Raw genomic sequence first — 11637 nt, 5'->3', positions numbered from 1 at the left:
GCTGCACACGAGGGGAATCCCCTCGCGCAAAACGGAGGAGTACACCATGAAAACAAAAAAACCATGCACACCCAGACTACGGCAGCGCGCCGCTCTCGCCAGCGCAACGCTGGCCGCCACCTTGCTGCTGGGCGGCTTTGCCCTGCCCGCCTACGCAGCCGATAACAGTCACTCGCTGATTCCCAGCAACAAGGTTCTGGAAAGCGATCTCGGCGGTACCAAGATATCGGCCATGCTGGGGCTGATCAATTTCAGCTACCTCAACCATGGACATACCACGCAGGATACCCATTCCATGGCTTTGGGTGGACATCTGTACCTGCATAGCCCGTCCTACGTGGGCTTGAGCCTGGGCGTGGGCGGCGATTTTGCCACCTGGACCGGCTTTTATCAGCATGAAGATCCGGAGCTTACCGGCCCCTACCCCAGCCATGGCATCGCCATCCTGCGCCTGGGCTACCTGCAGTACCATAACGGATCGGTGGTGATCCGTGGCGGACGGGAGTTCATCAACACCCCCTATGCCAACATGGACTACTACACCTACAATCCGCGCGCCTTTACCGGCGTCGCAGCGGTCTGGGACGTGCTTGGACATCCGCAGGATGCCAATTGGGCCGGCAATGGGCCTTTGACGCTGAGTGGCTCGCCTGCCACCGTCAGCGTGATGTTTGCCCGGGAGTTCAGTTACGCCAGTCGCTATAGCTCGACATTTACCACGGGCAACCGCTATACCGATGCCCATACCAATGGCTTTTATACCGTTGGCCTGCGCTATCAGACGCCTTTCCTAGGCAATCATATCGCCGTTCAACTATGGGACTATAATTTCTACGGCTTTGCCAACATGTTCTACGGACAGGCGAATTTTTCCGCTCCCATCGAGCAGAATCTGGCGCTTCTGGCCGGTTTCCAGATGATAGCCGAGGGTAATTCTGGCGCCGGCACCAACTTTCTCCACGCCCTCAACGCCAATTCCGTCGACGCGCACATCTATGGCGGCCGACTCGGCGTGGAATTTGGTACCGAGCATGACACGGTGGCGCTGGTGGGCAATTACAGTCCCATCAATTACAACTCCTTCCGCCACGGCGGTCTGATCCATCCCTACAATGACCTGAGCGGGACGGAATACACCACCACCATGCAGACCGGCATCTCCGATTTTGGCCCCGGATATGCCTATGGCATTGCCAGCAATTTTGGCTTTTTGCAGCACAAGCTGCTGGTCAACGCCAGCTTCATCCGCTACGTGGCGCGCTATGGCTACGGCGGCAGCGCCTATTCTTACAATGGCGCTTATGGCTTCCCCACTGGCGAGGCGGTTCCCGACCAGAAGCTCTGGTCCATGGACGTGGGCTTCTCTTACAACCTGGCGAGTTTGCTGCAAGGCCTGACGGTGGCCGACTACACCGACATCTCCGTCGCCCAGAACCAGGCCAACTATCCGCAGTATCACAATCCCTATTTCAGTAACCGTTTCTATCTGAAATACCACTTCTAAGACGAACAGAGGAGAACACGATCATGAAACAACCTGCAAAACGGGCTCTTGCCCTCGCTATCTTGGGTATGGCTATGCTGGCTGCGGAACCCGCCCTGGCTGACCAGACTTCCTTGAGCGTCATCAACTGGTGGACTGCCGGCTCGGAAGCCAAGGCAATGAATGTGCTGGTGCAGATGATGAAGGCCCAGGGCGTGAACATCAAAAACGATGCAATCGCCGGTGGTGGTGGCGCGCAGGCGCGTACCATCCTGAAAACCCGTCTGATGGAAGGCGAGACGCCCGGGGCGGCGCAAATCAAGGGGGTAGAGATCCAGCAATGGGGCCAGACAGGTCTGCTCGCTAATGTCGATGCCGCCGCCAAGGCGGGCGACTGGGATCAGAACATCCCGACAGAAATCGATAATTACATGAAATACAAGGGGAATTATGTCGCGGCCCCGATGGATCTACATCGTCTGAACTGGCTCTGGTACAACCGCGCGGTGCTCACCAAGGCCGGCATCAAGACGCCACCCAAGGACTGGGATGAGCTGATTGCCGACCTCGCCAAGGTACAGGCCAAGGGGATGATACCAATGGCCGGCGGGGGCAATGGCTGGATGATTGCCACGGAGTTTGATCCCATCGCCCTGGAAACCGGGGGACCGGAGTGGTACCGCGACGTCTTCGTCAAGCTCGATGCCAAGGCCATCGACAGTCCGACCATGGTCAAGGCCCTGGAGCGTCTGCGCCAGATCGAGAAATATACCCCGAAGTCGCTGGCGGGGCGTACCTGGAACTACGACACGGGTCTGGTCGCCCATGGCCAGGCGGCGTTCCAGATCATGGGCGATTGGGCCAATGGTCAGTTCGAGTTTCTGGGGGTGACTCCGGGTGGCCCCAAGGTTGGCTGTGTCGCCTTTCCCGGTACTGCTAATGATTTCATCTACAATGTCGATAGCTTCATCTTTTTCCGCCAGCATAGTGCCGCCGGACGCGAGGCGACGATCAAACTGGCGGAGACCATGACCAGCCCCAAGTTCCAGTTGCTCTTCAACAAATACAAGGGCTCGATCCCCGATTTGATGAATGTGTCGCTGAAGGGCTATAACCCCTGCCAGTTAAAGTCGCGCGCGCAGTTCCTCACCGCCAGCAAGGAGCATAATCTGGTGCCGAGCTTCTCGCAGAACATGTCCACCTATGGTCCGCCAACTGGCGCCTTCATCGACTCTCTCGATCAGTTCTATACTTCTAACGAGAGCCCCCAGGCGGCCGCCGCGGCAATGGCAAAGCGCGTAGAGGTAGCCAAGAGCCAGGACTAGGAAATGCAGTAAAGCGCAGGCATCCCGCCCAGCCGCGGCGGGATGCGCTTCCATCACAAAAAGGGGAGGTTCATGGCACATTCCGTGATGCAGCGTATCGGTGGCAAGGACCAAGTCATAGCGGGTCTGATGCTGTCGCCTACCGTACTGGCGGCCATTTTTTTCATCTACGCCTTCATTCTCTGGACCGTGTGGCTATCTTTGACGCGATCCACGATTCTGCCTAGCAACCACTTCATTGGTCTTGCCAATTATAACGACCTCTTCGGCAGCAGCCGCTGGTGGCGTTCCCTGAGCAACCTGGGAATTTTCGGCGGGCTGTATGTGGCCATATCCATGGCCATCGGTCTGCTGCTCGCCATTCTTCTCGACCAGCGGATCCGTGGGGAACGCCTATTTCAGGTGGTCTTTCTCTACCCCATGGCCATCTCCGCCGTGGTGACCGGGGTCGCCTGGCGCTGGCTGCTCGACCCCAATTTTGGCGTCCAGGCGATCGTTCGCTCCCTGGGCTTCACCCATTTCCAGTTCGCCTGGATCGATGATCCAGACCTCGCCATCTACACCGTGGTCATTGCCGCCGTCTGGCAGACTTCCGGCTTCATGATGGCGATCTTTTTGGCCGGCCTGCGCGGCATCAGTCCCGATATCGTCAAGGCGGCACGCATCGACGGTGCTGGGACTCTGCGCATTTATCGACGAGTGATTCTCCCCAATCTGGCGCCGACATTTTTTGTGGCATTCATCCTCAGCGCGGGACTGGCCATCAAGGCCTTCGGTCTGATCATTGCGCTCACCGGCGGCGGCCCTGGCTACAGCACCAACGTTCCGACGATCTTCATGTATGTTTTTTCCTTTGAGCGCGGCGAGATGGGGGTGGGGGCAGCCAGCGCCTTGATCATGCTGGCCATCATGATGGTGGTGGTGGTTCCCTTTGTGATCCTCGATGCACGGAGGAAAGTCTGATGCGCCGTTTGCCGATCTACTTGCTTCTGACGCTTGCCGCATTGTTTTTTCTATTACCGCTCTACATCATGCTGGTGACGTCCTTCAAAACCATGCCAGAAATCTACAATCAGGGCATCCTGGCTCTGCCCCGGCAGTTTGACCTCTACGCCTGGCGACATGCCTGGAGTGGGGCCACCATCGGCGCCAGCAATCAGGGTATTCATCCGTTCTTTATCAACTCGTTTGAGCTGGTGATTCCGGCGGTCATCATCTCTACCGCAATCGGCGCCATCAACGGGTACATCCTGACCCACTGGCGTTTTCGTGGCGCCGATATCATTTTCTATCTACTACTGCTCGGCACTGTATTTCCATTTCAGATCATCTTGTTGCCGATGGCCTGGGTACAGGGAAAATTGCATATTGCCGGTACCCTGATCCCTGGTTTGGTCATGGTCCATATCATCTATGGTTTGGCATTTACCACCCTCTTTTTCCGCAATTATTATGTCAGCATTCCGCACGATCTGGTGCGTGCCGCGCGGGTCGATGGAGCCGGCTTTTTCCGCATCTTCTGGCGCGTCATGCTACCCCTGAGCACGCCCATCATCATGGTCACGGCGATCTGGCAATTCACCATGATCTGGAACAATTTCCTCTTTGGCGTGGTGTTTACCAACAGCGATCAACAGCCGGTTACGGTTGCCATCAACGACCTGGTAGATACGGTCACCAGCGTGCACATGTGGAATGTCGATATGGCGGCCGCGCTGATTGCCGCTATCCCCACCCTGCTGGTCTATTTATTGGCCGGAAAATATTTCGTGCGCGGCCTGACCGGCGGCGCGGTAAAAGGATAAATCATGGGTAAACTCATTTTGCGCGACATACACAAAAGCTATGGTAAGGAGGAAGTCCTGCATGGCATCAATATCGAGACCGGAGAAAATCAGTTTCTGGTGCTGATTGGCCCATCCGGCTGTGGCAAGACGACCTTGCTCAATATCATCGCCGGTCTGGAACAGGAAAGCGGCGGCGATATTCTGCTCAACGATCGCCGACTGAACGGACTCAGTCCCAAGGATCGGGACATTGCCATGGTCTTTCAGTCCTATGCCCTCTATCCGTCGATGAGTGTGCGCAACAACATCCTTTTTGCCCTGGAAAATCGCAAGGTAGCCAAGGCAGAGCGGGAGCAGATCCTGATGGATGTCGCGCGCATGCTGCAAATCGAACATCTGCTTGATCGCCGACCCCGCCAGCTCTCCGGGGGCCAGCAGCAGCGGGTCGCCATCGGCCGCGCCATTGCCCGCCGCCCCACCCTCTTTCTCTTCGACGAACCCCTGTCCAATCTCGATGCCAAATTGCGGGTGGAAATGCGCAGCGAGATCAAGCGTCTGCACCAGCAGCTGCAAACCAGCATGGTCTATGTCACCCATGACCAGATCGAGGCGATGACCATGGGCGATCTCATCGCCGTGATGAATGAGGGCGTCATTCAACAGCTCGGCAGCCCCGAGAGTATCTACAACGATCCAGCCAACCGCTTCGTCGCGGGTTTCATGGGCTCCCCGTCCATGAACTTCCTCCCGGTGATCCCCCGCGAGGAGGCGTCTGGGCTGTGCCTGCGAGTGGCCGGTAGCGAGGGCGACGGCAACCTTCTGGCCGTACCGGCAAAAATGCAGGGAGCCCTGCGCAGCCAATTGGGAAGGCGCATTACGCTGGGAATCCGTCCTGAGCAGATCACCGATCCCGGCAGTGCGCGCGAGGGCGAGGCCTTGCACAGTATCGAGCTCGACGTGGAGCTGCTCGAGCCCACCGGCCCCGATACCCTGGTCTTCACCCGCCTGGATGGCCACAGCCTGGTGGCACGGGTGCATCCGAGTACCCAGTTACAGATCGGATCCCGCTGTACCCTGAGTTTTCATATGGAGCGGGCGGTCTTTTTCGATCCCGATAACGGCTCCCGGCTGGCGTAATTTTCCTCGTAACAGGGGCATAGCCATGCAACGCGGCGCTACTTCTTTTGCCCTGATTGCCGGCATTGCTGGGCTTGGTGGCCTGCTTTTTGGCTATGGCACGGCCATCGTCGCCGGCGCCCTGCTCTTTCTGCGTCATGTCTTTTCCCTGGATGCCCGCAGTGCCGGCCTCTTTGTCGCCATCGCCTTGGCCGCCGCCGCCCTTGGCGCTGCTTTAGCTGGAGTCCTGGCCGATCGCTTCGGGCGACGACGGGTCATCGCCCTCGCAGCCCTGCTCTTTGCCGTGGGGTCTCTGCTGGCAGCCCTTGCCAATAGCATCCCGCTGCTCTTTCTGGGGCGCGCCTGTCTGGGTCTGGGGATTGGGCTCAGCTCAACGGTCACGCCCCTCTATCTTGCGGAAATCACCCCCGCCCAGCAGCGTGGCGCCATCGTCACCATCAACCAGCTGCTCATTACCGTCGGCATCCTCATCGCCTATCTGATCAATCTGGCTTTTGCCGACAGTAGCGCCGGGTGGCGCTGGATGTTCGCCCTGGGAGCGCTACCAGCGCTCGTTTTGCTGCTCGGCGTTCTGTTCTTGCCGGAAAGTCCGCGCTGGCTGCTGCAGATGGGTCGATCCGAGCCGGCAAGACAGGCCCTGCAAGGCCTGCGCCTCGATCCTGCCGCAGCGCAATGGCAGGAACTGGCCGCCAACACAGGCCAGCGCAGTCTGCCGTGGCGGGCACTCCTGGCGCAACGACGGCCCTTGCAAATCGCCCTGGTGTTGGCCATCTTTCAACAAATCACCGGCATCAACGTGGTGCTCTACTTCGCACCCATCATCTTTCATGCCGCTGGCTTTGCCTCGACCGACGGGGAGATCATTGCCACGGTGGGCATTGGCACCATCAACTTCTTCGCGACTCTACTCGCCCTGCGCTGGCTGGACCGGATCGGACGACGGCCACTGTTGCTGACCAGCTTCCTTGGCATGTTTGCGAGTTTATTGGCCCTTGCCAGTTGCCTGCAGGCACAGGCGCAGGGAGCCTTCCTCTACCTGCTGGCCTTCGCCGTAGCGGCCTATGTCGCCTTCTTCGCCATTGGCATCGGTCCGGTGTTCTGGCTCCTGATCAGCGAGATTTTCCCGACTGGCCTGCGCGGGCGGGCCATGGGGCTCGCGACCATCGTCAACTGGCTCAGCAATATGCTGGTCACCGGGGTATTTCTCAGTTTGATGCACTGGTTGGGCGAGGGCCAGACCTTTTTTCTCTATGCCTTGGCCTCCCTCATTGCCGCTTGGTACACCTGGCGCCGTGTTCCGGAGACCCGAGGCCTGACCCTGGAAGAGATCAGCGCCTCGTTTGCGCGGGACGACTCCAGAGCGCATCAGGAATAACGCTGCCTGCAGATTCCCATCCCACCCTGGACCTTCGGGATCATGGTCCCTAGAGCGCGTCTCTGGTAGATTTTCAGCGCAGAGGAAATCCAGCTGAGAACAAAATGAACGATTCAACAGGACATCGACTATGAGCAGCATTCAACAACGCGCCGAACTGCAACGCCGCATCTGGCAAATCGCGAACGATGTACGCGGCGCCGTCGATGGTTGGGACTTCAAGCAATACGTGCTCGGCAGTCTGTTCTACCGCTTTATCAGTGAAAACTTTGCCGCCTACATCGAAGGCGATGATGACAGCATCAACTATGCCGAGCTGCCCGACAGCGTCATCACACCGGACATCAAAGACGACGCCATCAAGACCAAGGGCTACTTCATCTACCCCAGCCAGCTCTTCGCCAAGGTCGCGGCCAAGGCCAACACCAACGAGAGTCTGAATACCGACCTGGCTGCCATCTTTGCAGCCATAGAAGCCTCCGCGAATGGCTACCCGTCTGAGCAAGACATCAAAGGACTGTTTGCCGATTTCGACACCACCAGCAACCGCCTTGGCAATACCGTCAAAGACAAGAACACCCGCCTCGCCGCTGTGCTCAAAGGTGTGGCCGAGCTGGATTTTGGTGATCTTCATGGGGGCGATTTTGACGCCAGTCACATCGACCTCTTTGGCGATGCCTATGAATTCCTCATTTCCAACTACGCGGCCAATGCGGGTAAATCGGGTGGCGAGTTCTTCACCCCACAGCATGTCTCCAAGCTGATTGCCCAGCTCGCCATGCACGGCCAAACCAGCGTCAACAAGATTTACGACCCCGCCTGCGGCTCGGGCTCGCTGCTGCTGCAAGCCAAAAAGCATTTTGACGCGCACATCATCGAAGACGGTTTTTACGGGCAAGAAATCAACCATACCACCTACAACCTGGCGCGGATGAATATGTTCTTGCACAACATCAACTACGACAAATTCAACATCCAGTTGGGCAACACCCTGATCGACCCCCACTTTAGCGATGAGAAGCCCTTTGATGCCATCGTTTCCAACCCGCCCTATTCGGTGAAGTGGATCGGCAGCGACGACCCCACCCTCATCAACGACGAGCGCTTTGCCCCAGCGGGGGTACTGGCGCCCAAATCCAAAGCCGACTTTGCCTTTGTGCTGCACGCGCTTAGCTACCTCTCGGCCAAGGGGCGCGCCGCCATCGTCTGCTTCCCCGGCATCTTTTACCGTGGCGGGGCCGAGCAGAAGATCCGCCAATACCTGGTCGACAACAACTATGTCGAAACCGTGATCTCGCTCGCGCCCAACCTGTTCTTTGGCACCACCATTGCGGTGAATATTCTGGTGCTGTCCAAACACAAAGCCGACACCCGCACCCAGTTCATCGACGCCAGTGGCCTGTTCAAGAAAGAAACCAATAACAATGTGCTGCTGGACACGCATATCGAGCAGATCATGGCGGTGTTTGATAGCAAGGCGAACATCGAGCACTTCGCGCAATCCGTACCCTTCGAGCAGGTGGCCGCCAACGATTACAACCTGTCCGTCAGCAGCTATGTCGAAGCCAAAGACACCCGCGAAGCGGTGGACATTGCCCAGCTCAATGCCGAGCTGAAAACCACCGTTGCCCGAATCGATAAGCTGCGCAAGGAGATTGATGCCATCGTCGCCGAGATTGAAGGTGCGGAAGTAAACGGATGAGCGACATGCCCCCCACACTGTTGCCCGCGCCCGCAGGCTACGCCGACTGGCTCAGTGAGTTAAAAGCCAGAATCCACAGCGCCCAGCAGCGGACCGCGCTGGCCGTTAATCGCGAACTGGTGTTGCTGTACTGGCAAATGGGTCAGGATATTTTGCTCCGGCAACAGGAACAAGGTTGGGGCGCAAAAGTAATTGAACGGCTGTCGCACGATTTACGCGCCGCCTTCCCCGACATGAAAGGGTTTTCGCCGCGCAATCTCAAATACATGCGTGCCTTCGCAGAGGCTTGGCCCGATGCCGAATTTGTGCAAGCGGTGCTTGCACAACTGCCGTGGTATCACCAATTGGCGCTGCTGGACAAGCTGTCCAGCCCCGAAGCGCGCCGTTGGTACGCCGCAAAGGCCATTGAGCACAACTGGTCGCGCAATGTGCTGGTGATGCAAATCGAAACCCGCCTGCACGAACGCAGCGGTTCAGCCATCACCAACTTTGATGCCCATTTGCCCAAACCCCAGTCCGATCTGGCACGCGAATCCCTCAAAGACCCTTACCGTTTCGACTTTCTGAGCCTGACCGACGAAGCGCAAGAACACGAGGTTGAGCGTGCCTTGGTCAAACATATCACCGAATTTCTGCTGGAGTTGGGCGCGGGCTTTGCCTTCGTCGGTCGGCAGGTGTTGCTGGATGTGGGGGGTGACGAATTTTTCATTGACCTGCTGTTTTACCACCTAAAATTGCGCTGCTATGTGGTGGTCGAACTCAAGGGAGGCAAGTTCAAACCCGAGCATCTGGGGCAACTAGGGTTTTACATGACCGCTGTGGACAAGCAGGTGAAGCACGAACTGGACAACCCCACCATCGGCCTGTTGCTGTGCAAGAGCAAAAACAAGGTGGTGGCCGAATACGCCCTGGGCGACAAAAGCCAACCGATGGGTATTGCCGAATACAAACTGATCCAATCGCTGCCCGACCCCCTCAAAACCAGCCTGCCCAGCATTGAGCAGATCGAGCGGGAATTGCAGGGAGGTGAGGCATGAGTCGGATTGATGAATTGATCGAGGAGTTGTGCCCGGATGGGGTGGAGTTCAAGGCCGTAGGAGACATTGCTAGTGTCGGCACTGGCAGCAGTGACCGCAAAGATGCGACTGACGACGGAGAATTCCCGTTTTACGTGCGCTCTAGAGAAGTTCTTCGCATCGCCAAATATGAGTTCGATGAAGAAGCAGTCCTGATTCCAGGCGAAGGTGGAATTGGCGAAATTTTCCACTACGTATCTGGCAGATACGCCTTGCATCAGCGTGCCTACCGAATCAGTTTTAACTACAACCAACTCGACACGAAGTTTGCCTACTACTATTTCGCGGTTCATTTCAAGGCTTTTATTCTGTTGAAGGCGGTCAGCGCCACAGTTACTTCGATTCGCAAACCGATGATCACCGACTTCCGCATTCCCATCCCACCCCTCGGAATCCAGCGCGAAATCGTGAAAGTGCTGGATACTTTCACCGAGCTGACCGCCGAGCTGACCGCCGAGCTGACCGCCCGTAAAAAACAATACCACTACTACCGCGATCAGTTGTTGAGTTTTGAAGAGGGGGAGGTGGAGTGGAAGCCGCTTGGGGAGATCGGTGAGTTCATCCGCGGCAAGCGGTTCACTAAGGCCGACTACGTGGATGACGGAATCAGCGTGATCCACTATGGCGAGATATACACGCAGTATGGCGTGTGGACGGATCACGTCATCTCACAAGTCCGACCCGATATGGCCAACACCTTGCGCTACGCCAAGCCCGGCGACATAGTGATTACCGACGTGGGCGAAACCGTCGAGGATGTCGGTAAAGCCGTTGCATGGCTGGGCGATAAGGAAGTCGCCATCCACGACCACTGCTATGCCTTCCGCCACACGATGAACCCGAAATTCATTTCCTACTATATGCAGACAACTTCGTTTATTGCCGAAAAAGCAAGGTATGTGGCTCGCACCAAGGTCAACACTCTGCTGATTGACGGTTTCTCGAAAATCAAGATCCCTGTCCCGCCACTCGAAGAACAAGCCCGCATCGTCGCCATCCTCGACAAGTTCGACGCGCTGGTGAACGACCTCTCCTCCGGCCTGCCTGCCGAAATCAAGGCACGCCGCCAGCAATACGAGCACTACCGCGACCGGCTGTTGAGCTTTCCGCAGCAGACTGACCACCAAGGAGGCATGGCATGATTCTGGAAAACAAACTCAACATTAATCATCAGGTTGAGCTCGCCAGAGCCGAAGAAAAACTCAGCAAAAAAAAGGCCAAACAACTGTTTGACTCGGGCGACATCGAAAAAGTGGCGGTCGGCACCTTCCCCGGCCTGTCGTTTATCCATACCTATTTATTCAGTGACATATATCACTTTGCTGGTCAGATTCGTGATGTGAATATCGCCAAAGGAAATTTTCGCTTTGCATCCGTGCTTTATCTCGATGCCGCCCTGCAGCGGATCGATGCCATGCCACAAGGCACCTTCGATGAAATCATCGAAAAATATGTGGAGATGAATGTCGCCCACCCGTTCCGGGAGGGTAACGGTCGGGCCACTCGCATCTGGCTGGATCTGATGCTTAAAAAAGCGATTCGGCAGGTGGTGGATTGGAATTTGGTGGACAAGACCGAATACCTCTCCGCGATGCAGCGCAGCGTGGTGAAAGACCTGGAAATCAAGACGCTACTCAAACAGGCGCTCACGGACCAGGTGGACGATCGCGCCCTGTTCATGAAAGGCATCGATGTGAGCTATTACTACGAGGGTTATAGCGAATTCAAAACCGCTGGGCTGTAGCGCACAGG

10 protein-coding genes are annotated in these 11637 nt (G+C 57.0%); all 10 read left to right on the top strand.

The window, feature by feature from the left end; translation table 11 throughout:
- Positions 1–46 precede the first annotated feature (46 nt).
- The 10 genes from ACQAYK_RS00080 (at position 47) to fic (ending at position 11629) form a co-directional block, all read left to right on the top strand.
- Positions 47–1504 carry a hypothetical protein gene (locus tag ACQAYK_RS00080; RefSeq protein WP_483167684.1) on the top strand — a complete coding sequence of 486 codons (1458 nt, stop codon included), beginning with the start codon at positions 47–49 and terminating at the stop codon, positions 1502–1504.
- A gap of 23 nt (positions 1505–1527) precedes the next feature.
- Entirely contained in the window at positions 1528–2808 is a 1281-nt protein-coding gene (locus tag ACQAYK_RS00075; RefSeq protein ID WP_483167683.1) for an ABC transporter substrate-binding protein, read from the top strand.
- 72 nt (positions 2809–2880) lie between these two features.
- Positions 2881–3771: a carbohydrate ABC transporter permease gene (locus tag ACQAYK_RS00070; RefSeq protein WP_226827294.1), complete on the top strand. Its 891-nt coding sequence runs from the start codon at positions 2881–2883 to the stop codon at positions 3769–3771.
- Positions 3771–4613, top strand: a complete 843-nt coding sequence (locus ACQAYK_RS00065; RefSeq protein WP_483167682.1) for a carbohydrate ABC transporter permease — start codon at positions 3771–3773, stop codon at positions 4611–4613. Before ACQAYK_RS00070 ends, ACQAYK_RS00065 begins: the two co-directional genes overlap by 1 nt.
- Before the next feature lie 3 nt (positions 4614–4616).
- The gene (locus tag ACQAYK_RS00060) at positions 4617–5732 is read left to right on the top strand and encodes an ABC transporter ATP-binding protein (protein ID WP_483167681.1); all 1116 of its coding nucleotides are present in this window, start codon (positions 4617–4619) and stop codon (positions 5730–5732) included.
- A gap of 25 nt (positions 5733–5757) precedes the next feature.
- On the top strand, positions 5758–7107 hold the full coding sequence (locus ACQAYK_RS00055) for a sugar porter family MFS transporter (protein WP_483167680.1): 1350 nt from the start codon (positions 5758–5760) through the stop codon (positions 7105–7107).
- A gap of 130 nt (positions 7108–7237) precedes the next feature.
- Complete coding sequence (locus ACQAYK_RS00050) at positions 7238–8809, top strand: type I restriction-modification system subunit M (RefSeq protein WP_215885370.1); 1572 nt, start codon at positions 7238–7240, stop codon at positions 8807–8809.
- Positions 8806–9846, top strand: coding sequence for a PDDEXK nuclease domain-containing protein (locus tag ACQAYK_RS00045; protein ID WP_215872153.1), 1041 nt, complete (start codon positions 8806–8808; stop codon positions 9844–9846). Before ACQAYK_RS00050 ends, ACQAYK_RS00045 begins: the two co-directional genes overlap by 4 nt.
- Positions 9843–11027, top strand: coding sequence for a restriction endonuclease subunit S (locus ACQAYK_RS00040; RefSeq protein WP_215872154.1), 1185 nt, complete (start codon positions 9843–9845; stop codon positions 11025–11027). Before ACQAYK_RS00045 ends, ACQAYK_RS00040 begins: the two co-directional genes overlap by 4 nt.
- Positions 11024–11629 (top strand): protein adenylyltransferase Fic, encoded by a 606-nt coding sequence (gene fic / locus ACQAYK_RS00035; protein ID WP_215872155.1) that lies wholly within the window; start codon positions 11024–11026, stop codon positions 11627–11629. The genes ACQAYK_RS00040 and fic overlap by 4 nt, the downstream gene beginning before the upstream one ends.
- Positions 11630–11637: the final 8 nt, after the last annotated feature.

Origin of the sequence: Acidithiobacillus sp. AC3, from assembly GCF_050261095.1 — a bacterium.
GTDB lineage: Bacteria > Pseudomonadota > Gammaproteobacteria > Acidithiobacillales > Acidithiobacillaceae > Igneacidithiobacillus > Igneacidithiobacillus copahuensis.
Note: the sequence above shows the minus strand (reverse complement) of the source record. Positions and strands in the feature narration are given on the sequence as shown.